The sequence below is a fragment of the Methylocaldum gracile genome, assembly GCF_053646815.1.
This window is the reverse complement of the sequence record NZ_CM132196.1, coordinates 238,179-260,787: the sequence shown is the minus strand read 5'-3', so window position 1 is coordinate 260,787 and position 22,609 is coordinate 238,179. Positions and strand designations below refer to the sequence as shown.

20 protein-coding genes are annotated in these 22,609 nt (G+C 56.3%); 8 read left to right on the top strand and 12 right to left on the bottom strand.

The window, feature by feature from the left end; genetic code table 11:
• Positions 1 to 69 precede the first annotated feature (69 nt).
• The 3 genes from ACWJJK_RS01165 to ACWJJK_RS01155 are packed head-to-tail and all read right to left on the bottom strand — an operon-like array spanning position 70 to position 2,136.
• Complete coding sequence (locus tag ACWJJK_RS01165) at positions 70 to 420, bottom strand: DUF4870 family protein (RefSeq protein WP_205780787.1); 351 nt, start codon at positions 418 to 420, stop codon at positions 70 to 72.
• Position 421: 1 nt separating this feature from the next.
• A complete protein-coding gene (gene murU / locus ACWJJK_RS01160; protein WP_077730750.1) occupies positions 422 to 1,123 on the bottom strand; it encodes an N-acetylmuramate alpha-1-phosphate uridylyltransferase MurU in 702 nt (233 codons plus the stop codon).
• Complete coding sequence (locus ACWJJK_RS01155) at positions 1,120 to 2,136, bottom strand: aminoglycoside phosphotransferase family protein (protein ID WP_077730749.1); 1,017 nt, start codon at positions 2,134 to 2,136, stop codon at positions 1,120 to 1,122. Before ACWJJK_RS01155 ends, murU begins: the two co-directional genes overlap by 4 nt.
• Positions 2,137 to 2,353: 217 nt before the next feature.
• Between ACWJJK_RS01155 and lptD the strand changes: the two genes are divergently transcribed.
• The 4 genes from lptD to rsmA are packed head-to-tail and all read left to right on the top strand — an operon-like array spanning position 2,354 to position 8,259.
• A complete protein-coding gene (lptD, locus tag ACWJJK_RS01150) occupies positions 2,354 to 5,119 on the top strand; it encodes an LPS assembly protein LptD (RefSeq protein ID WP_077730748.1) in 2,766 nt (921 codons plus the stop codon).
• A gap of 16 nt (positions 5,120 to 5,135) precedes the next feature.
• Positions 5,136 to 6,485, top strand: a complete 1,350-nt coding sequence (locus ACWJJK_RS01145) for a peptidylprolyl isomerase (RefSeq protein ID WP_086134684.1) — start codon at positions 5,136 to 5,138, stop codon at positions 6,483 to 6,485.
• A complete protein-coding gene (pdxA, locus tag ACWJJK_RS01140; protein ID WP_454128558.1) occupies positions 6,482 to 7,480 on the top strand; it encodes a 4-hydroxythreonine-4-phosphate dehydrogenase PdxA in 999 nt (332 codons plus the stop codon). The genes ACWJJK_RS01145 and pdxA overlap by 4 nt, the downstream gene beginning before the upstream one ends.
• Complete coding sequence (gene rsmA, locus ACWJJK_RS01135; RefSeq protein WP_077730745.1) at positions 7,477 to 8,259, top strand: 16S rRNA (adenine(1518)-N(6)/adenine(1519)-N(6))-dimethyltransferase RsmA; 783 nt, start codon at positions 7,477 to 7,479, stop codon at positions 8,257 to 8,259. The genes pdxA and rsmA overlap by 4 nt, the downstream gene beginning before the upstream one ends.
• Before the next feature lie 57 nt (positions 8,260 to 8,316).
• Here the strand turns inward: rsmA and ACWJJK_RS01130 are convergent, their stop codons facing one another.
• Positions 8,317 to 9,951, bottom strand: coding sequence for an alpha-D-glucose phosphate-specific phosphoglucomutase (locus ACWJJK_RS01130; RefSeq protein WP_156880143.1), 1,635 nt, complete (start codon positions 9,949 to 9,951; stop codon positions 8,317 to 8,319).
• 114 nt (positions 9,952 to 10,065) lie between these two features.
• Between ACWJJK_RS01130 and ACWJJK_RS01125 the strand changes: the two genes are divergently transcribed.
• Both ACWJJK_RS01125 and ACWJJK_RS01120 read left to right on the top strand, forming a co-directional pair.
• A complete protein-coding gene (locus ACWJJK_RS01125; protein ID WP_434110493.1) occupies positions 10,066 to 10,620 on the top strand; it encodes a L,D-transpeptidase family protein in 555 nt (184 codons plus the stop codon).
• A gap of 122 nt (positions 10,621 to 10,742) precedes the next feature.
• Positions 10,743 to 11,021, top strand: coding sequence for an Lpp/OprI family alanine-zipper lipoprotein (locus tag ACWJJK_RS01120; RefSeq protein ID WP_077730742.1), 279 nt, complete (start codon positions 10,743 to 10,745; stop codon positions 11,019 to 11,021).
• 176 nt (positions 11,022 to 11,197) lie between these two features.
• On the opposite strand, the gene ACWJJK_RS01115 is transcribed toward ACWJJK_RS01120, so the two are convergent.
• The 6 genes from ACWJJK_RS01115 to ACWJJK_RS01090 all read right to left on the bottom strand — a co-directional run bounded on the left by ACWJJK_RS01115 (position 11,198) and on the right by ACWJJK_RS01090 (position 16,430).
• Positions 11,198 to 11,944 (bottom strand): heme ABC transporter permease, encoded by a 747-nt coding sequence (locus tag ACWJJK_RS01115; RefSeq protein WP_156880144.1) that lies wholly within the window; start codon positions 11,942 to 11,944, stop codon positions 11,198 to 11,200.
• Between the two features lie 5 nt (positions 11,945 to 11,949).
• Positions 11,950 to 12,618, bottom strand: a complete 669-nt coding sequence (gene ccmB, locus ACWJJK_RS01110) for a heme exporter protein CcmB (protein ID WP_156880145.1) — start codon at positions 12,616 to 12,618, stop codon at positions 11,950 to 11,952.
• A 5-nt stretch (positions 12,619 to 12,623) separates the two neighbouring features.
• Entirely contained in the window at positions 12,624 to 13,253 is a 630-nt protein-coding gene (ccmA, locus tag ACWJJK_RS01105; protein ID WP_086134678.1) for a cytochrome c biogenesis heme-transporting ATPase CcmA, read from the bottom strand.
• 113 nt (positions 13,254 to 13,366) lie between these two features.
• Positions 13,367 to 13,639, bottom strand: coding sequence for a PilZ domain-containing protein (locus ACWJJK_RS01100; RefSeq protein ID WP_086134734.1), 273 nt, complete (start codon positions 13,637 to 13,639; stop codon positions 13,367 to 13,369).
• 144 nt (positions 13,640 to 13,783) lie between these two features.
• A complete protein-coding gene (gene haoB, locus ACWJJK_RS01095) occupies positions 13,784 to 14,803 on the bottom strand; it encodes a hydroxylamine oxidation protein HaoB (protein ID WP_156880146.1) in 1,020 nt (339 codons plus the stop codon).
• A gap of 7 nt (positions 14,804 to 14,810) precedes the next feature.
• Entirely contained in the window at positions 14,811 to 16,430 is a 1,620-nt protein-coding gene (locus tag ACWJJK_RS01090) for a multiheme c-type cytochrome (RefSeq protein ID WP_086134676.1), read from the bottom strand.
• Positions 16,431 to 16,529: 99 nt separating this feature from the next.
• On the opposite strand from ACWJJK_RS01090, the gene ACWJJK_RS01085 reads away from it, so the two are divergent.
• Both ACWJJK_RS01085 and ACWJJK_RS01080 read left to right on the top strand, forming a co-directional pair.
• Complete coding sequence (locus ACWJJK_RS01085; RefSeq protein WP_086134675.1) at positions 16,530 to 17,849, top strand: M18 family aminopeptidase; 1,320 nt, start codon at positions 16,530 to 16,532, stop codon at positions 17,847 to 17,849.
• 186 nt (positions 17,850 to 18,035) lie between these two features.
• Entirely contained in the window at positions 18,036 to 18,461 is a 426-nt protein-coding gene (locus ACWJJK_RS01080) for a hypothetical protein (protein WP_156880147.1), read from the top strand.
• A 9-nt stretch (positions 18,462 to 18,470) separates the two neighbouring features.
• On the opposite strand, the gene ACWJJK_RS01075 is transcribed toward ACWJJK_RS01080, so the two are convergent.
• Both ACWJJK_RS01075 and ACWJJK_RS01070 read right to left on the bottom strand, forming a co-directional pair.
• Entirely contained in the window at positions 18,471 to 21,854 is a 3,384-nt protein-coding gene (locus ACWJJK_RS01075) for an EAL domain-containing protein (protein WP_156880148.1), read from the bottom strand.
• A gap of 242 nt (positions 21,855 to 22,096) precedes the next feature.
• The gene (locus ACWJJK_RS01070) at positions 22,097 to 22,561 is read right to left on the bottom strand and encodes a metallophosphoesterase family protein (RefSeq protein WP_077730735.1); all 465 of its coding nucleotides are present in this window, start codon (positions 22,559 to 22,561) and stop codon (positions 22,097 to 22,099) included.
• Positions 22,562 to 22,609: the final 48 nt, after the last annotated feature.

Genomic DNA, 22,609 nt, shown 5'->3' with positions numbered 1-22,609 from the left:
GTACAAAGGAGTACGTTGAGCATCGCAGAGGTAGAGGCGGGCCGCGCAGTAGGTTTTTTCACAATTTCGTCAGCTCACCGGCCGATCTTCGCTTAGCGCCATCCACCCCACGGCGATACGGTAAACAATCCAGATCGTATTGGCCGTAAGAATAACGTAGCCTACGAAAGCGAACAAAGTCAGCCCACCCACGATTCCCCACAGGATGCCGTACCAAAAGGTCCTGATTTGCCAACGGAAATGGGTCTCCAGCCAAGTCCCCGCCACGTCCGGCCATTTCACATAATTAATCACCGCTGCGACGATGTAGGTGATCCCAACCAAAAAAGACGCGGCCTGCAAGGCATAAATAACTTGGGTAAGCCGTTTCTCTTTGCTGAGATCTCTTGCATCTGATTCCGGGAACATTTTGCCCTGCATCTCAAACCTCCAGGTTCAGACCAATCGAGGCATTCATTTTTCGGTTAGACCTCAAGTACTCATCGAATGCTTGGAGCCGATCGATGGTGCCGATATCCATCCAAAAGCCCGCATACACTTCTCCGCTTACCAGCCCGTCCGCCATTGCTCGTCTCAGCAAGGGCGCCAGGGGAAACTTGCCGGGCGAGCAGCCCGCGAACAACTCGGGACGATAAACACCGACGCCGCTGAAGGTAAAGCGGCAATCCACGGAATCCAAAACCATCCCGTCATGCAAAGCGAAGTCGCCCCGCGGATGGTGAGACGGATTGGGGACCAGCACCAGATGAGCCAACCCGGACGGCTGGCTCCGCAACCGCCCGAAAGGATAATCGGTAGCGACGTCGCCATTGACCACCAAAAACGGATCCTCGCCCAATAGCGGCAATGCCCGGTAAATACCGCCACCGGTCTCGAGCGCCTCGCCTTCGGCAGAATAGGCTATCCTCGCCCCTAATGAGGCCCCGTGTCCCAAGTGGGCTTCGATCTGATCTCCGAGATAGGCGGTGTTGACGACGATATCGACGAACCCGCTCCGGACCAAAGATTCGATCGTATGCTCGATCAGTGGCCGACCGCCTGCCGTCAACAGCGGCTTCGGTGTCCGGTCGGTGAGGGGCCGCATCCGCTCGCCGCGCCCGGCCGCCAAAATCATGGCTTTCATGTCACCTTATCCAAAGTCATTCGGGGCAAGACCCGATTTTCCAAAAAGTGCAGGAAGCCGGTAAGTTCCGGATATTGCTTACAGACCTCGATCACATAGCTCATGGTACGCGGGATATCCTTGAGATAGCCGGACTTGCCATCGCGCAACTTGAGCCGGGAAAAAATGCCGATCGCCTTGAGGTGACGCTGCATTCCCATGAGATCAAACCACCGCCGGAATAGGTCCGGACCGACCGAAGAGAGGAATCCGGCTTCGGCAAGGCGCGTGTAATGATCGATCACCCAAACCTCCACCATGGAAATCGGCCATGAAACATAACAATCCCGCAGCAGCGAGACCAGGTCATAGGTGATGGGACCGACGACCGCATCCTGAAAATCCAGAATGCCCGGATTGAGGCGTTCGGTGACCATGAGATTGCGGGAATGATAATCCCGATGCACGCAGACCCGGGGTTGTTCCAGCGCGGATGCGATCAGAAGCCGCTTCAGCTCATCGAAGACGACGGATTCCTCGGGATCCAGCGCCACCCCCAAAAGTTGGCCGAGGAACCAATCGCGGAACAAATCCAGCTCGACCCCGAGCAGGCGTTCGTCATACGGAGGCAATCCGGAAGTTTCGGGTTCCACGCCATACTGCAAGCGCAGCAGAGCGTCCAGAGCGTCTTCATAGAGACGATCAACGGATGCAGGGTTCAAGCAGTCCAGATACGATCGGGTTCCCAGATCGGTGAGCAACAAGAAACCCTGGTCTACATCGGCCGCGATCACCTCGGGCGCTTGAACGCCGGCACTTCGCAGGAGCGCGGCCACCCTGACGAAAGGGCGCACGTTCTCCTTGGGCGGCGGCGCATCCATCACAATGCGCGAAGCCCCATCGAAATAGGCGCGAAAATAACGACGAAAACTGGCATCGCTCGAGGCGGGCTCTATAGCCCTGACCCCAAGTTTGAGGGTTTTCGACAACCAGTCGGAAAGCGCCTCGAGCCGTTCATCTTTCTGTATTGTCATATTGACGGTCCCTGTGTCGAAAAGTACTCGAATAACGTGGATCTTACGGTAGAATGCGGCGATTGGACCGGATATTTCACCATAAAGAACAGCCTGAAGATAATGCCTTCCGCGATTCCGCCCCTGTCGCCACTCTTGCCGCTCCGTTCACAAGCTTAAATTGTGTGGCAGCCACTTTGCGACTCGCCTCTCAGTTATAAAGTACCTCAGCCGCAGCATGGTGTTTCTGATTCATCTCAATCGTGGTCGATGGGTGTTTATCCTGTGCCTTGGACTGAGCCCTTCCTATCTGCTGGGAGCCACGTCCGACTGGGATTGCCAGCGCAGCAAGGACGATAAGGAGTGGGTCTGTATCACCAAGAAATCCAAACCCGATACCGCCGCCACGACTCCTGACGAGCCAGAGATTGAAAAGGCCGGGCCGACACAGGAGAGGGAATCGGCACCCGCCACTGCCGAGCCGGAACCGGTCCGTCCACCGAAGACCCGAGAACCGGCGCTGGCCGCCAAGCCCGCGCGGTCTCAAAGAGACGCGGAGCAGAAACCTGTGGACCAACCCGTGCAGCCATTACCACCGAAATCGGTCGCGGCGGCCAAACCTCCCGGCTGGAACTGCCGCCCTGGCGAAACCGGCAAGGAGTGGGACTGCTCCTTAGTCGGCCCCGACCCCAAAGGTCTTCCCCACGTGGTCTCGGAAGAGAGCCAAAAGGTCGAAAATTGGGCGGAAACGACCACGATTACCGAGGAAGACGAACAGCGCTTCCGCAACTTGACCGCCTTACTGCCGGCCAATCCCTGGGCTCAAGCGTGCGCCGGCAAGTCCGAATCGGCGCCTATGACCGAATTTCTGCTGACTCCTCAAGACAGGCTGGCGCGTGAACAGCAACCGTTGGAAATTCGGTCCGACTATGCCGAAATGGTGGACGACGAAATCGCAACCTTTACCGGTTCGGCCGAACTGACACGTGCGGATCAAAAGCTGTGGGGGGATTTCGTCACCCACAATACCGTTTCAGAAACCTTGAACGCACAGGGCAATGTCATCTATCAAGAGAAGGGACTCACCTTCTCCAGCGATACCGGCTTCCTGGAGCTCGATACGAACCGTGGCGTTCTTCGTAACGCCCAGTTCATTTTGGAGACAATCCCGGCGCGAGGCACCTCGCGTTTAACTCATTTCGACAGCGATACTTTATCGCGCTACGAGAAATTCACCTACACCACTTGCCCGCCCGGCGACCAGGATTGGATGCTTCACGCCCGCAATGTAAAGATCAATAAGGAAACCGGCCGTGGATCGGCGAAACACGCTTGGCTGGAATTCAAAGGCGTACCCTTACTTTACACGCCGTACATGAGCTTCCCGGTCGACGACCGCCGGATGACCGGTTTCCTTACGCCCTCTTTCGGCAACACCAAGGTGGGGGGCTTCGACTTTACGGCGCCGTATTACTTCAATCTAGCGCCCAATTATGACGCCACCTTCACGCCACGACTCCTCACCAAGCGCGGCCTGCTGCTGCGCGGCGATTTCCGGTATCTGACCGAAATGACTCGGGGCCGCGTGCTGGCCGAGTACATGCCCCAAGATGATGTGCGAGGCGATAGCCGAGGCCAGGTCGGTTTCTTGAACGATACACGGTTCACCGAAAACTTGTATTCCCGCGTGGATGCGCACTATGTGTCCGACGATCGCTATCTGAACGAGTTGGGCAACACGCTGAATATCGTCGACCGGCGGCATATCCGCAGCTATGGCCAGCTGAATTACGTCGGTTCGAACTACAGCATTTCGACGCTGGCCGATTACTATCAAACGATCGACCCCACGATTCCCCCGGAAGGGAGACCGTATTACCGGCTTCCGCAGGTGAGTTTCAACTACGGGCAAGGGCTGGGCAATACCGGCTTAGTCTTCAACGGCTTTAGTGAGATCGCCAATTTCAATCACACCGGCGGCCGAGTCACCGGCCAACGGCTGAATGTAATACCGCGGATCTCGTACCCCTGGCGAACCGCCGCCGGTTTCGTCGTTCCGAGCCTGAGCTTGCAGCACACCCAATACTGGCTGCAGGATCAAACCCCCGGCCTCAATGACAGCCTGAGCCGAACCGCGCCGATCTTCTCCCTGGACAGCGGACTGTTCTTCGAGCGCGAATTCGAGCTGGCCGAAACGCCGCTGCTTCAGACTTTGGAGCCTCGACTCTTCTACCTTTACATTCCGGACAAGAACCAAGAAAACCTTCCCGTATTCGATACCGGCGAATATGACTTCACTTTTTATCAATTGTTTCGCGAGAACCGGTTTACCGGTGCCGATCGGCTAGGCGACGCCAATCAGGTCACGTTGGCGCTTACCTCCCGACTGATCGACCAGGTGTCTGGGATGGAGCGCCTCCGGGCCAGCATCGGCGAAATTTTCTATTTCGACGATCACGATGTGACGTTGCCCAATATCCCCGCAAAAACCGGGGACAAATCCAACTTCGTGGCCGAAGTCTATTCCAGATTGACCAATACCTGGTCACTTCGTACCGGCGGACAGTGGAATCCGGAGGGCGGCACGATCGACCGCGGCCAAGTGGCCCTGCAGTACGACGACCGAGACAATCATCTGCTCAACATCGCCTATCGGTTTCGCCGCGATCAAAACTTCGACTTCGTCCGCCTGGACCTGACCGATGTGTCTTTCCGATTGCCCTTCGCAAAAGGGTGGAATGCTATCGGCCGCTGGCAATACTCGCTGCTGGATCAGGTAACGCTGGAAAGCTTTTTGGGAATCGAGCGCGAAACCTGTTGCTGGCGTTTCAGTCTCATTGGACGGCATTACATCAACGACGTACGGACTGGCGTAAACGGCGGCAATGTCGCCAACAACGGGGTCTTCGTTCAGCTTGAGTTGAAAGGCTTGACCCGTTTCGGCGACCAGGTAGACCGGTTCTTGCAACGCAGCATCAGCGGTTACCGGCTTGAGAACGATTGATCGAATACGACCGACTATGTTCAAGATCTCATTTTTTCTTTCCAGAAGCACCCGGTTCGGCAGGGTCTTTTTTCTGTCGCTTTTCCTATTGCCGTCGGCGGTACTCGCCGATGGACCGATCGATCGCATCGTGGCCGTCGTAGAGGACGGCGTGATTCTGGAAAGCGAATTGCGGCAAAAAGTCGAATCCATCAAAGCCAGCCTACTGCAAAACAACACACAGCTTCCGCCTGACGAAATTTTGACCCGCCAAGTCCTCGAGCGCCTGATCGTCGACAAAATTCAAGTGCATTTGGCCGAAAAAGCAGGCATCCGCGTCGATGACGAAACCCTCAGGCAGGCAGTCCAGCAAATCGCCCAGCGCAACAACATGAGTTTGGAAGAGTTTCGCCGCTCATTGCGGCAAGAAGGGATCGATTACGCCGCCTTCATCGAACAGATCCGCAACGAAATCACCGTAGGACGCCTGAGAAGCAGTCAGGTCAACAGCCAGATCAAGGTCAGCGATCACGAAGTGCAACACTATCTGGAAACCCATGGAAAATCGGATGTCAATCGCGATAGCGAATATCTGCTGGGCCATATCCTGATCGCGACCCCTCAAGCGGCGTCGCCGTCCGAGGTGCAAAAGGCCAAAGAAAAAGCTGAGAGATTGGTCGACGAGCTCAGACAAGGCTTGGATTTCAAGCAAGCTGCCCTCAGCTCTTCCGATTCGCCGCAAGCCCTGAGCGGGGGCGATCTCGGCTGGCGCAAGTTAAGCCAGGTGCCGTCACTGTTTGCCGATCTGGTGCCCGCGATGAAGGAAGGCGGCATCGAGGGTCCTATTCGAAGCCCGAGCGGATTTCATATCATCAAACTGCTCGGAGTCAAAGGCGGCGAGGACGAGCGCATGACCAAAACTCACGTGCGTCACATCCTGATCAAGCCCAACGAAGTACTGTCCGACGAGGACGCCAAGCAAAAGCTATTGAATTTGAAAACGCGCATTGAAGGCGGCGAAGACTTTGCCACACTGGCGCGGGGCCACTCCGACGATAAAGGTTCGGCGATCAAGGGCGGCGATCTCGGCTTCGTCCAGCCGGGCGCCTTGGTTCCACCCTTCGAGGAAGCCATGAACCGGTTAGCGGTCAACCAGCTCAGCGATCCGGTGCAAACCCAATTCGGCTGGCATCTCCTTCAAGTTCTGGAACGGCAAGAGTCCAGCGACACCGACGAATTGTTGAAGAACAAAGCCCGCGAAGAAATCTTCAAACGTAAAGCGGAAGAGGAAACCGAGCTTTGGCTGCGCCGGATTCGCGACGAGGCCTATGTCGAAATTCGCTTGAACGAACCGGAAACGACGTCCTTCATGCCATCATTCCAATGATCACCAGAATACTGTTGACTACAGGAGAACCCGCCGGCATCGGCCCGGATTTGTGCGTGCAGATCGCCCAGCGGGAACTTGCCTGCGATCTCACGGTAATCGGCGATCCCCGGCTGTTGGCGGAACGAGCGCAGCGGCTGGGACTTAATCTCGAAATTCGAACGCCGGGCACCGACGACATCCAGCCGCATCGAGCCGGATCACTCAAAGTGTGGCCTACGGCCAATGCCGTCGACCCGGCTTGCGGACGATTGAATGCCGCCAATGCTCCCTATGTTCTCGAAACCATATCCAGCGGCGTTACCGCGTGCCTGGAAAGGCGCTTCGATGCCTTGGTCACCGCCCCCGTACACAAGGGAATCATCAATGAGGCCGGCGTCGCCTTCACCGGCCATACCGAGTTCATCGCGAACATCAGCGGAGGCCACCCGGTCATGATGCTCGCCGCACCGGGTCTTCGCGTCGCATTGGCAACGACACATTTGCCGCTGGCCGAAGTCAGCCGCAGCATCACGCGCGAACGGTTGTCCGCAGTACTCACCACCCTCGATCGGGACTTGATCGCCCGCTTCGGCGTTGCCGCACCGCGCATCCTCGTCTGCGGCCTCAACCCTCATGCCGGCGAGAGCGGTCATCTGGGGCGCGAGGAAATCGAGATTATCGAGCCCGTGCTGGAGTCGCTCAGACAACGAGGAATGAACTTGGTCGGCCCGCTGCCGGCGGACACTCTTTTTCTTCCGAAATATCTCGAGCGTGCCGACGCCGTACTCGCCATGTACCATGATCAGGGACTGCCGGTACTGAAATACGCGGGCTTCGGGTGCGCGGTGAACATCACATTGGGGCTACCCGTCATCCGCACATCGGTTGACCATGGCACGGCCTTGGATTTGGCCGGAACAGGAAAAGCCGATGCGGGAAGCTTGGCGGCCGCAATCGATGAGGCTATCGGCATGGCGTCCAGAATGCGTTGCAGACTCGGTGAGATGTCATGAATCACCAGCCCCGCAAGCGGTTTGGCCAGAATTTTCTGCGCGATAGTACCGTCGTGCGGAGTATCGTCCTCGGAATAGCCCCGGATCCCGAAGATCACCTCGTGGAGATCGGTCCCGGCCAAGGCGTCCTGACCGAAGCGTTGTTGCCGCTCTGCGGACGCTTGGACGCGATTGAAATCGACCGAGATTTGGCTGCCTCGCTGGAAACAAAATTTTCGGGTAACACCAAGTTCCGCCTGCATCGTGCAGATGCACTCAAATTCCGGTTCTGCGAGTTAAGCTCCGGAAAAAAGCTTCGCGTCGTCGGCAATTTGCCTTACAACATTTCTACGCCGCTGCTTTTTCATCTTTTCGCGCAGACGGAATGCATAGCGGACATGCACTTCATGCTGCAGAAGGAAGTCGTCGACAGGCTGTGCGCCGTTCCCGGCGACAAGAGTTATGGGCGGCTCGGCATCATGGCTCGATACTATTGTCGCGCGGACGGTCTTTTCGAGGTTCCTCCCGAGAGCTTCTTTCCTCGACCGCAAGTCATGTCCGCCGTCGTCCGTCTGGTACCGCACGAAACCAGGCCCGTGGATGTCGATCCGGGGCCTTTGGGGCAGGTCGTTGCCGCGGCCTTCTCGCAACGCCGCAAGACGCTCCGAAACGCTCTCAAGCACCTGTTTGAAGAGGGAGAAATCCAGGATCTCGGGATAGACCCACAGGCTCGGGCGGAAACGCTGGGCTTGGAGGCTTATGCTCGCTTGGCCCGCGCGCTTACAGGAAAAGCAGGATAAGGCGACCGATCGAAAACGGCCGCCGGCAACTCGGCGGCCGCGGAAATCGCTTGCCGCTCAGGTGATCACCGTCGGCCCGGACATGCCGGTTCGCGTTTTCACTTCAGAAAGACTCTCGGCCAACTCGATCAGGTCTTTGAGCGCCTCCTGCGGATCTTGGTTATGCTCCGCGGGATCGCGCTCATAACGCTCGATATAGATTCTTAAGGTTGCACCGTCCGTTCCCGTGCCCGACAGCCTGAATACGATCCGCGCCCCGTTTTCGAAGATGATCCGAATCCCTTGTTTTTCGCTGACACTTCCATCCACCGGATCATGGTAGCTGAAATCGTCCGCGACGCTGATTTGGTAAGGACCGAAAGTCTTCCCAACCAAACCGGGCAACTGTGCGCGGAGGCGAGATATGATCGAGTCGCCGATCTCCGCCGGCATGCTTTCGTAGTCATGGCGCGAATAATAGTCGCGACCGAACCGGCGCCAGTGCTCGCGGACGATTTCGGCTACCGACTGTTTGCGAACGGCGATCAGGTTGAGCCAGAACAGCACCGCCCATAAACCATCCTTCTCGCGGACGTGATCGGAGCTGGTCCCGAAACTTTCCTCTCCGCACAACGTGATCTTGCGAGCATCGAGTAAATTGCCGAAAAACTTCCAGCCGGTGGGCGTCTCGTAACACTCGATACCCATCGCATGTGCCACCCGATCGACCGCTTGACTGGTCGGCATCGAACGCGCCACACCTCGCAAGCCGTCCTTATAACCCGGAAGAAGATGTGCATTCGCCGCCAAGACGGCAAGGCTATCGCTCGGTGTAACGAAAAACTGGCTGCCCATGATCATGTTGCGATCGCCGTCGCCGTCGGACGCTGCGCCTAGCGTAGGAGACCGCGCCCCGAACATGAGGTCCGCCAGCTCCCGTGCATGGGTCAAATTGGGGTCGGGATGGCCGCCGCCGAAGTCTTCCAAGGGGACCCCGTTCATCACGGAGCCGATCGCGGCACCCAGCCTTTCCTCCAAAATACGCTTAGCGTACGGTCCGGTGACGGCATGCATCGCATCGTAGCTCAGGGTGATCGCTCCGGATTTCAGCCCCGATTCGATCAAACTGAAATCGAACAGATGCTCCATCAACTGAGCATAGTCGCTCACGGGATCGATGATCTGAACCGTCATGTCGCCCAGCCGTGTTTCGCCGATCTTGTCGATATCGATGTCGTCAGCACGGACGATCCTGTACTGATCGATGACTCGACTGCGCGCAAAGACCGCATCGGTAAAGCTCTCGGGCGCGGGCCCGCCGTTGGTTACATTGTATTTAATCCCGAAGTCTTCCTCCGGCCCGCCGGGATTGTGGCTGGCGGAAAGAACGAAACCGCCCAGCGCCTTGTGCTTGCGGATCACGCAGGATGCGGCCGGCGTCGACAGCAAGCCGCCCTGCCCGATCAACAACCGCCCCACGCCGTTGGCCGCAGACATTTTGACGATAGTCTGGATCGCCTGGCGGTTGAGATAGCGTCCGTCGCCGCCCAGGACCAGCGTTTTCCCGGCCGTATCGCCCAAGGTATCGAAAACCGACTGGACAAAATTCTCCAAATAGTTCTCTTGCAAGAAAACCTTCACCTTCTTGCGCAATCCAGAGGTTCCTGGCTTTTGATCGGAATACGGAGTTGTCTTTCGGGTTTCAATTGGCATGGCTAATATTTTCAAGATGGCTGAAATCGTCTATTTATTCTACTCAGTCCACTTAACAGTCGAGCAAATTTTTTTGGCGTAAGCTTTACGATACAAAAACCTAGGAGACAACACGTGAAACTGCGATCTGTTCTCGGCCTACTTCCGGCGCTGCTCTCACTGAACACGGAAGCAAGTATGAAAGACGACAGCATATGGCTGCTGGTCGAAACCGCACCGCATGTATTGAAGGTAATGGAAGGCGACCACGATTTGGAAGTTTTCGAAAGAATTGCACTCGGGCGCAGAGGCGTCGGCCTATTCAAAGAACGGGGAGACTACAAAACCCCGCTGGGTGAATATCATATCGGCTGGATCAACGAAAACAGCCGATACCATAAGTTTTTCGGCTTTACATATCCCAATCGGGAGAACGCTGAGCGTGCCTTTACGACGGGCTTAATCGGGCCGGATACCTATCGCACGATTTTGCGCACCAGCATCGGCGCGGCCATTCCCCCTCAAAACACAGTGCTCGGCGGACAAATCGGAATTCACGGTTTGGGGCGAGCCAATCTCGCCGTTCACGAGTTTTTTGACTGGACTCAAGGATGCATAGCGATGACTAACGAGCAAATCGATAGACTCAGTACCTGGGTGAAAAAAGGCACCCTAGTGGTAATTCGGTAATTTGTGCCAAAATAATACTGGAAAGATTATCCATTCCGGGGCACACTTCAAATGTCACCCATTTGTTCTTCGGGACGGATGATCTCGCCAAGCATTTCAGTCAATAAAAAAGGAAAGAAACGATGATGAAAGCAACCAAATTGGGCGTATTACTGTTGTCTGCTGGTTTGACCGTAGGCTGCGCCAGCAAATCCGACCTCAACAACCTGCAGACTCAGGTTGACGGTTTGAAAGCGGAGGTTTCCTCTGTTAAGAGCACCGCCGACGAAGCGTTGTCTGCTGCTCAGGCTGCTGAATCGAAAGCTGCCAGCGCTGAATCTGCTGCTCGCAGAGCCGCTGCCTCTTCTGAGGAAGTGAACAGCAAATTGGATCGCATGTTCAGAAAATCGATGATGAAGTAATCTCGCGTCTCTCAAAGTCGCGAACAGTTTACGAGACCCCGGTCGACGCAAGTCGTCCGGGGTTTTTTATGGGCGAAAGGACGACATAAGCTGGCTTGAGGAGCGGTTAGAGCGCCGAGATAAACGGGAACCTTACCAGCAGGCGGTATGCGGATGACGAGCTAAAAAGCCGGCACCTAACGGGGTTCAGTGCCCGAGAATGCTTCCTGCACCCAGGCACTGCGCCTTTCACGATCGAGAACTTCGGCGCGGGCGCGGATTAGAAGCACCGTGAAGTAATAGAGCTGAAACGCTGCGGCCATGAGCAGCAAAGGCAGCAGCATGCTGACATGAATGGAGGGCTTGTCGAATTTGGTTACCGTAGGCCCCTGATGAAGGGTACTCCACCATTCGACCGAGTAATGGATGATCGGAATATTGACCACCCCGACCAAAATCAAAACACCGCCCGCCCGAGCCGCCGAGCGCTGATCTTCGATCGCGGAAACCAGAGCGATATAGCCCAGATAGAGGAAGAGCAAAATCAGCTCGGATGTGAGCCTCGCATCCCATACCCACCAAGCACCCCACATTGGCTTGCCCCAGAGAGACCCCGTGGCCAGCGCAAGAAATGTAAAGGACGCGCCGAGGGCCGCCGAACTGCTCGCCATCACATCGGCCAGCTTGATATTCCAAATCAAGTAAATGGCACTAAGCACGGCCATAAAGACGTAAATAAAAAGAGACATCCACGCGCTAGGCACGTGCACGAACATAATTCGATAGCTTTCCCCCTGTTGATAATCAGGGGGAGCAACGAATAAGCCCAGGTATAGACCGGCCAATAACAACAGCGCCGTTATCAATCCTAGCCATGAAATCAAATATCCGGAAATGCGGTAAAAATGTTTCGGCGAAGCCAGTTTATGGAAGAACGTCCACATAAGGGTCAACTCAAGCTAATTCGCAAAGCGGCAGCCGTTGCCAGCGGGACTAGGGTTAGCGCCAGCACCAGCATAGCGGCTAAAAAATATAACTGGCCAGTAACAGCCATTCCTGCGGCAGCGGCCGAAACGGCATTAGTGGCAAAAATCAAGACGGGGATATACAAAGGCAGAACCAATAACGTCAGCAGGATACCCCCGCGCCTAAGCCCGACGGTCAACGCCACCCCGATGGACCCGATCAAGCTCAAGAGCGGCGTGCCGATCAGCAGAGTTAATTCGAGTACGGCCAGGGCCGGCGTAGGCATAGCCAGAAACAAAGCCAGCAATGGCGCCAGCAACAGCATCGGCAATCCGCTCACCAGCCAGTGCGCCAGCACTTTCGCGAGCACCAGCAGCGAAAGAGGATAAGGGCTTAAGGCCATCTGTTCCAGCGAACCATCGTCAAAGTCGGAGCGGAACATATTTTCCAGGGAATACAACGCAGCCAACAAAGCCGCGATCCAGATCACTCCCGGCGCAATCTTCCGGAGGAGAGCCTCTTCCGGGCTAACCCCGAGCGGATAAAGCGTCACCACGATCAAGAAAAACAACAACGGATTCGCAAGTTCGCCCCGATGCCGAAAGGCCAATAATAGATCGCGCTTAAGTAGTGCCAAGAAAGGACCGATCATCTGTCTCACGCCAAAGGCAGCTTAACGAGCCTACGGTCGATCCGCACGGTTTGATGAGACGTGAGAACAGCCAACCCGCCACAGCTCAAATGAGCCTCCAGCAATGTCTCCACCAAGGAAACGCCGCCGACATCAAGGGCCGTAAAAGGTTCATCGAGAATCCAAAGCTTCGCGGACGACATGATCAATCGAGCTAAAGCAATGCGTTGCCGCTGCCCCGCCGAGAGCGCGCGGGCGGGAGTATCCTCTCGGCCCGTCAGCCCTACTGTTCGCAAAGCCTCAGCCAAACTTTCGTGTGAAAAAGACAGGCCATTAAGGGCGAGAGAAAGACGCAGATTCTCCTCTACGGACAGTTCCGCTTTCAGTCCCAATTGATGCCCCAAATAAGCGACTTCGGAAAGAAACGCGGAGCGCCGCCGTGCGATATTTTCGCCGCGCCAGAGCACTTCACCATCGCTGGGCGGAGTAAGGCCAGCGAGTATCCGCAGCAGACTGGTCTTGCCGCTACCATTAGGGCCTTCGATTTGAAGAACTTGCCCGGCTCTGACGCTGAGGTTCAGGTCACTGAACAAAAGGCTATCGGAGCGCACGCACTCCAATCCCCGCGCTTGAAGCGTAGGCTCTGGATCGTTCATTTATCGGTCGGGAATGCGTTTTGAATGCTCAATGCGTTAAAGGGAGATCGGACGAAGCGGCAACGGCGCCGTATGATGATCTCGCTGACCAGCGGGACATTAAGTTGAAAGCACTAGAAAGCTTCGGGATCGTCGAGAAACCGGAGCCCCGCTCCGTTAGTCGTCAGTCTTACTACAACCGCTCGAATAATGGGTGCGTCCTCCATCCCGCAAACCTGAACTGTTACCTCGTCTCCGGCAACAAATCGCGGACAACCCGCCGTTTGGACAAATAACCCACCGTCCGAGATATCGGCTGTGGTCAGTTCGATTGTACCGAGCGACTCATGCATGATCGATATTTTAGCGTTGAGTGGCGTCCGCAAGTATTTTCGTTGATCGTTCATCCCTCCCCCATTCTGCCACAAAGTCGAGGTCAAATTATTGCAGAATAATAGAGGCATGCGACATCGAAGCGATAATTTCAACGAATGACAGTCAATCCCAACGCTCAAAAAACGTCCGCTTTCCGCGTTGCGATGTTTGCTCGGTTATGGCGCAATCCACTTAAAAATACTTAGGTAAGCGCCTTGCCCGGATTGATAGACCAGCTGCAGTTGCTCGGGAGTACGCCCCACGGAGCCGACGAAAGGCAATAGTCGGGCTAAAAGAGTTTTTTCACCCTCTTCCGAAGTAATGCGCCAGGCACGAATGCCGCCGCCAGGAAGCGGATGAACCAGATAACTGGCGCGGCCTTTTTCTTCAGCCCAGCGTTTTACCGCTGAAATCTGGGCGTGGATATTCGCTTCGGCCGGAAAGAACCTTGCCTCTAAGGGAAGGCTAACGCCGCTCAAGGCTTCGATCTCCGAAAGCCTTGCCAGATCGTCCAAACAAACGGCCCAGAAAACCGGCCTGTCTTTCGGTAGACGCTCTGAAAGCTCGGCAAGTGCTTGGTCGGCGTCCATGGTCAGCCAGCGTGCCAATTGGCGTAGAGGCTGCTCGTCTTCGGCAAAACCACCGGCAATTTCACCCCAAAAGCCTCTTGATCGCGGCTCAGGAAATGCATCGCCCACCGGCTGCGCCGCCCAGGCGTCGCGCCCGGACAAGAAGTGGATCCGTTGAGCGTTATCCCACCACGACACGAACAAGGCATTCTCATCCGTGTGTTGGCGAATCGCTTTCGCGGCGTTCGCCCAGAGATCATGCCGTACCTGATTTCCGTCCCTGATACCCTGCGGTGCCGATGAACCTTGATCGGAAGGCGGAAAAACAATGGCACGCCGCAATGCGCCGCTTTTGTCGCTGTAGCTTACGGCGTGCAAAGAGACCATCACCTGATCCGCCCGGCCGATCTCGTATTCCCCCAGGCTCTCGGGCTGAAACTGCCCGTCCAGCGTGGGGAAACCCGGATCGCCGGGCTTCATCTCCTTGATCTTTTCGAACCGCAATTCCTCGGAAAAGAAGTGCGGCAATCCCAAAAAGAAGATGGCTATCCCGGCAAGCAGCAATCCAAGGCCTAGAAACAGTCTCGGTTTGCTGCTCCGCCGGGTGTCTTCGTTAAGCTGCGTCATGCCGCTCCTAGCGTTTGCGGGAACGGATCACCACGATGCCGGCGGCGACTAGGAGTGAACCTAGCACGTATCGGCTGGTGGCGGCATCCTTGAACTCCCGCAATGCCACCCGGGTCGACGACTCGCCGTTTTGCGCGGTTTTCCCGGCTGCTTCCCGAAGCTTGGTGTTCTCATCCATGATGATGGCGTAATCACGCATCAGTTCCGACCAGCCTTCGGTGTAGGTGAAACCGCCCGGATTGGCGTGGAACAGCCCTTTGTAGAGCTTGATCACGTCGTGCTCCCACATGTCGGCGTATACGCGCTCCACGTGAGACGGGTTGTTTCCCTTGGCCCAGAACAGCTGGAAGAACCCGCCGGCAGCATCCTTCTCCGGTTTCGGCGGCTCCGGCCGATTGGTCTTTTGTCCGGGCAACAGACCGTCTTTATGCAAAGCTTCGACGACTTTCTTGGCCTCCTGCTCGACTTTCAGGCCAGCGATCGTGCCCTTGTCCGCCGCGGTGAGATAACTCTCGGCAAAGCTTGGCGAATGGCAGTTCGCACAGGTTTGCTGCCAAGCATCCTTCCGCTGCTCGAACCAGGGGTGATTCAGATTATCCGCGATCGCCGGGGTCGGGTTGAATGCCCAACGCACTTTGCGTACCAGGTTGTGCGAATATTCACCCTCGAACTCGAAGTGACAAGTCTGGCAAGTCGGCGCCGTATAACCGCCCTTGGTGATGGCGTCTTTCAACGGAACCTCGAAATTCCATTTCTGCTTGCCCTGGGTCAGATAAACCGTGCCGTGCTTTGAGAGCAGATAATTTTCCCATTCGTTGTGGTCCACGCCGTTGTGGCAGGTCGAACAGGCTTCCGGCTGGCGCGCCTCGGCCGCAGAAAACGTATGCCGCGTGTGGCAGCCGTCGCATTTGTTCTGCTGGTAATGGCACATATCGCAGCCTTGGGCGATTTCGCGCTCCGCCATTCCCGCCCAAATCGCGGTCTCCACGTTAGCCTTCCAGTCCATCGCGTGGGACGGATGGCCTTTAGGCCACTGGCCTTGCGGCCACTCCTGATCCTTTTCGGACTCGGCCTCGGCAAATTCGGTCGTGTGGCAGGTTCCGCACTTGGCCCGATCCGGCATCACCAAATCTTTGTCGTGCTGAATGGAGCTGGCGCCGACACTGCCGTGACAGTCGATACAGCCAACATCTTTGAGCTGTTCGCCGTCTTTGAGCAGCCCTTGCTTGACCAGTTGCTGCTCGACTTCGGCTAGCTTCGCTTTCTTATAGAAGCGCGGGTCCTGAGCATTGGGCATGTTGCGAATCTTGTCCAAGTTCGCATGGCTGCTATTTTGCCAGGCATGGAACGCACCGGGCGTTACGGACTGATGGCAGACAACGCATTGCTCGCGTGTAACTTCGCCGGTCACGGTTGTAGGCGGCTTATAAAAGTCCTTCGGATTCCAATATTTCTGGATGGGAATCGGCTCCCAAAGGTCCCCGAATTTTCCCTTTCCGGGGTGATCTTGATAGTATTTGTCTTTTAGTTGTTGAAAGCTGGTGTCTTCCTGCTTCGCGTAGGCGACTGCCGTAAACGCTTGCACGACAAGCAAGAAAATCACGCTTTTTAGAATCTTTGTTAGCATCGTCACTCCTCCGTTAGGGCCCCGTCTGTAACGGACACCCACCACATAGTATCGATTCAGAACCAAGTCTCGTCAAACGTTTTATTGAGATTCTTCAGCATGATTCCTCCCGAAATTGCTAGACACGCTCAAGGGCTGCTCGACTTCATCGATGCCAGTCCCAGCCCGTGGCATGCCGTTGCCACGATGGAAAAACGCTTGCGCGAGAAGGGCTTCACACGCCTGGAGGAAAGTCAAACCTGGAGTTTGCGTCCGGAAGGGCGACACTACGTCATCCGCGGCGGGTCTTCGCTGATTGCTTTTATTGTCGGCTCCAGGCCCATGATCGAAAGCGGCTTTCGCATTGTCGGCGCTCATACGGACTCGCCCGGTTTGCGCCTTAAACCCAAGGCCCCGCACCAGACGGAAACCATGATGCGTCTCGCCGTCGAAGTGTACGGCGGGCCAATCCTAGCCACCTTCAGCGACCGGGACCTGAGCCTCGCTGGACGAATCTGCGTCAGAAGCGACTCGATGCTGCAGAGCCGGCTGATTCATTTCGAACAGCCTTTGGTGCGGTTGGCCAATCTGGCCATTCACATGAACCGCTCCGTGAACGAAGACGGATTGAAGCTCAATAAACAAAACGAGTTGCCGTTGTTGTTCAGCGGCCTTTGCGACGCCGAAACGCCGGAGCATAAATTTCTCAATCTTGTGGCGGATAAGGCTGAGTGTAAGCCCAGCGACATTCTCAGTTGGGACTTGAACGTCTACGATACCCAAAAAGGCTCTTTCTGGGGACCTCAGCTCGAGTTCGTCGCCGACAGCCAACTCGATAATCTCAGCTCTTGCTATGCCGGCTTGGTAGCGCTTTTGGAAACCGAAGCATCGGAAAGCACCTGCGTAGGCGCTTTTTTCGACCATGAGGAAATCGGCAGCGAAAGCAACAGGGGTGCGATGGGAAGCTTCATTTCGGATGTTCTGGAACGCATCGCCTACGCCGCCGATGCGGACGTATCCGGCTACAAGCAAGCCCTGTCCCGCAGTTTTATGATCAGCGCCGACGCGGCTCACGCCTATCATCCCAATTTCCCCAACGCTTACGAGCCGCTGCACCGCATCGCGGTCAACCTGGGACCCGCGATCAAGGTCAACGCGAACCAGCGTTACGCTACCGACAGCATGACGGAAGCAAAGTTCATCGAGCTGTGCCGGCAGGCGGATGTACCCTACCAGAAATATTCCCACCGGACCGATCTCGCGTGTGGCTCCACGATAGGCCCGATGACCGCCGCTCGGCTGGGCATCCCTACAGTCGACGTGGGTTGCCCCTTATGGGCGATGCACAGCATTCGGGAAAGCGCGGGCGTTCTCGATCAACCATACTTGGCGGCCGTCCTGAAAACGTTCTTTGCCGAGCCTGCGGTTCGATATGCGTGACGCCTGAACCTGTTCTTATCCTCCCAAACGACACGACAGCCGATTACCTGCGCCCGTTTCCCTAGAGAAACACCCGAGGGCTCCAGTTTTTGCATGCCGAGCCGATACAACTCTTATAGCCGTGGAATTCCCGCCCGGCCATCCGAGCAATGCCGACGGTTCTTTCCCGCAAGAGGAGCGTTTAGCATGCGAATAGCGTCATTTTCCGCCGGCATGAATGCCTACCGCGAGTCCTCACAGGTATTAGCCCGCCGTGAGTCGCTCGATCTTCGGACTGGAAAGCGGACAGGCGAGTCCCGTCGATCCACCGAACCGCTAACCAAAATGGATCGGGTATCGCTCACATCCGACGCCGCGTCGGTCCGAGACACCGAAAAAGCCGATCGGCCCGTTGATATCCGACTCAGTCCCAAAGACCGCCTGATCGCCGATATCGTCCGCCGCATGGTAAAGGCCGTTACCGGTCACGATGTGGTAATCCGGTCTCCGGAAGAGTTGTACAGGAAGCTCGAGGGAACGAGGAAACTATCGACGGAAATCGGTTACACGCCGCCCGAGGCAAGCCGGATAACCCGGCAAGCGCCGGCACGGTTCAGCAAATCGATTACGTAGTTTAAAGCCTCATTTCTCCAGTAAGGCCGGATGGTCGGCTACTGGCCGGTCGAGATAGTATCCTTGAGCCAGGGTGACGCCGAGACCACGGATCATCTCCAGCGTCGCGGCGTCCTCGACATATTCGGCGACAGTGATTTTTTGCAGTCCGCGCGCCACGTCGACCATCGCTTTGACAAAAACTTGATTATCGCGATTGTTCGGCAGGTCCCGGATAAACAACCCGTCGATTTTGAGCACTTCGACACCCAAGTATTTGAGATAGCCGAAAGTCGAAAATCCGCTCCCGAAATCGTCCAAACAAACCAGGCAACCAGCCTGTTGGATGGCCTCGATGAACCGTTGCGCATCCTGAATATCCGAAACCGCCGCCGTTTCCGTCAGCTCGATGATGAGCCGTGCAGGATCGACGCCGTTCTGCTTCAATTGACTGCGAATGAAATGCGGCAGGGACGGGTCGTCGAATGTACGGCCGGAAATATTGATGGCGAGCGGCGGAATCGACGGATTCCGCGCCAACAGTTCGATTCCGTGCCGTAACACCCAGCGGTCGATCTCGGTGATTTGGCCGCTCTTCTCGGCGATGGAAATGAATTGCCCCGGCATGATGAGACATGCGGGATCGACAGGATTTCGCATGCGCACCAAAACCTCCAAATGACTCAATGCGCCGCTGTCGACGGAGTAAACCCCCTGGAAATGAAGTTCGAATAAATCTTTCTGAAGCGCCTCCGCGATGCGCCTGTTCCACGACAGGCGCTGCATCATGGCTTCCGAGCTGTCGCGTGTCGGGTCGTAAATCGCCCAAGTGTTCTTGCCCTGCCCTTTAGCCTGATACATCGCGGCGTCGGCATGCGCCACCAAATCCTCCGCGTTTTCCCCGTGGTCGGGAAAGACCGCCACGCCCACGCTCCCGGTAACGCGCATATTGGTGCCGCGGAACCGGAACGGGATCGCCGAAATCGCGTTTGCGATACGCCCAGGGAGAGCCTCGAGGTCGCTGCTCGGGGTTATCGTGCTCAAAATGGCGAACTCGTCGCCGCCAAGCCGGGCGAAGGTTTCCTCATGGCGCACCAAAGTCGATATTTCACCGGCGATGCGCACGAGCACCGTGTCGCCGGCTTTGTGGCCGAAGGTGTCGTTGATGTACTTGAATTCGTCCAGGTCGAAATAGATCAGGCAAAATCGGCTGCCGGTACGCACCGAAGTGGCGATCAGGCGTTCCAGCTGATCTTGGAAGCGGTGACGATTGAACAGGCCGGTCAAGGGATCGCGCTCGGCCAGATAAAGGAGTTGCTGGGCAGTTTGACGTTCGTAGGTGATGTCCTCATAAATCCACAAGCGCCCGATGGTCCGCCCGTCGTCATCGGTCACCGGATAGGATATTTGCGTCAGAACCCTGCCGTCGTATAGATCGAGCTCGAATCGCTCGCTGATTTCGTGAGTGTCGAGCACATGCAACACGTATTTGGACGCGTGATCCGGCCGGGCGAACCGGTGTGTCGAATGCTCCAGGACATCACGGGTAGTGCGCCCCACCAGTTGAAAATCTTCGTCTATCGCCCACATGCGGTGGAAAGCCGGATTGACATACTCGATCAGCCCCCCTCGATCTTCGAACAAAATGCCGATGCTCATGGCCGACAACAACGCACCCATCCGCCCATGCTCTTGCTGCGCGAGTCTCGCCAGCTCGCGCTGCCGATTCTCGGAAAGCCGCAATCGCTCCAGTACCCGTCTTAACCGCTGCTCCGTATGCTTGCGGTGTGTAACGTCGAAGCAAAGCGCAAAGAATCCCGATACCAAACCGTTCCCACCGATTCGTGGCAGATACTGAATATCCAGCCAGCGCTGCACGCCTTTTTGATTCCTGGCCGGCAATTCGAAGCGCGCGACCTCGCCGGATAAAGCCTTATCGGCATGGGGCTTCGCCTGTTCATAAATGTCCGGTTCCATGAGGTCGGACATATGCTTGCCGATGATCTCGCCGCGCGATTTTTGAAACCACTCTTCATAACCTCGATTGACCAAGACATAGCGGTGCTCTCGATCCACCAACGATACATACGCCGGTATCGAATCCACCACCAACTGGATCAGCTCCTTGGCATGCCTCAGTTCCTCTTCGGCCTGCTTTCGCTGAGTAATGTCCTGAACGATGCCGGTACCGGAAACCGGGCGGCCGCTGGGATCGAATTCGAGTTTGGCCCTTTCCCGTACCCATTTCACCTGCCCCGAGACCACGATTCGATGCTCGATGTCATAGGGCTCGCCGCGCAAGGCGGCCTGCCAGGAATTTTCGACAAAGTCACGGTCTTCCGGGTGAATCAATCTCAAAAAATTTTCGAGCGCGAGGGGCTCAGCCTCGGGAACGCCGAAGATTCGGTGAGTTTCGGCAGACCAGCGGAGCGCATTATTCCGAACGTCCAAATGCCAACTGCCGACGTGGGCGACCGACTGCGCACGCCGCAAATCGGCCTCACGCTCCCGCAGTCCCTGCTCGATGAGTTTTCTTTCGTCGACTTCCTCCTGAAGTTTGCAGTTAGCCTCTTCGAGCGAAACCGTACTTTCCCGCACCCGTCGCGCAAGACTGATATTGAGCGCCGCCGCCTCGGCGCGCGCTGCCTCCTCGTGTTTTCGCGCGGCAATGTTTGCCGCTCGCGTAATGACTGCCAAAGCCAGAGCCAGCACGAACGCGCAAAACCCTCTGAGGACATATATGGGAACGCCCGTGGAGGCGAGGAACGAGTTCGCGGTAGGTATCCAGTCGGGAAATGCAGCATCGCCCTCGGTCAGCAATCCGGCGACGACTCCATAGGCGAACAGCGCCCCCGCGGCGACATAGAAATAAGGTCTGGTCTCGGGAAAGGTTGGCCACCCGCATACGCGGCCCCGCTTCACCACCAACAACGCACCGCTTATCAAACTGCCGCTGAAACCGAAAAAAATCCTTCCGCCGGCACTTACCCCACGAATGGCATCATCGGCGATCCAAGTCAGTGCGAACACGCCGGTCAAGAAGGGAAGATAAATCCAGGCGCCGAGCCATGGTTGCCAAACCGGTTGCCGTTCATTCCGGGAAGCCGCGCAGAGCAGCACCAATCGGCGCCCGAACTCGAACAACGCCAGATAGGAAAACACCAATATGGAAGCATTCAACCAACGCAGCCCCGCGCCGTCCGCTCGATTGAGCAACATCCAGGCATCCAGCCATTCCTTGATGCCGTGGAGAAAACCGAATATCCCCAACAGCCAAAACTCCGAGGCAAAAGGAAGAACACGATCACTTCTGGGCTGCAAAAAGACGACAATCGACAGAGTCAGGAAAGAAAAGCCATAGAAAATATAAAGATCTATGAGCCGGAGGGGGGAAATATAAGTAAGCTCTGCCATCGGGTTGTTTCTTGTTGTTGTCGGGCAACGGCGACATAATAGTTACTCCGGCAGGTAGAAGATAGCAAAAGCTGTCATGGACGGATAAAAACCGTCTTATTAACCCGGCCTATAAACATAGGCCGGGTTAATCCGGGACACGGATACCCCGGCGCGGCGGCAAGCCGAGTGAGCCAAGGCCGGGCCTGTACACCGGCCTTGGCAGCGGCCCGTAAATACCCTCCTGGTATTTACGGGCCTGATTAATAAACATCGAGTTCAACGATCTCACCGCACAGTTCTCCGTCCGAGAGCACCAAACGCCCGATCGAAACCGGCAATTTGAACCGCCGCGGTCCCGCACTCCCGGGGTTCAGATAACAAACCCCGCCTTCTTTACGGATCTTCGGCTGATGGGAATGCCCTGAAACCACGGCGGCGAATCCGGCTGCCGCCGGGTTCAGATTCAACTCTTTCAGGTTGTGCAAGAGATAGATGCAACGGCCATCGATACGAACAACTTCCCGTTCCGGAAGCGGCTCCGCCCATGCCCCCTTATCGACGTTTCCACGAACGGCGACGACCGGCGCAATGGATCGCAATGTATCGAGCACTTCGGGACGACCGATGTCGCCGGCATGAAGAATCAGATCGCAGCCTCCAAGCGCGGTTATCGCTTCAGGTCGCATCAAACCATGAGTATCCGAAATAACGCCGATAAAACGCATTAGGGTTCCAAATAGGTTCCAGACTTGAACTCGGCCGGCTCAGATGAT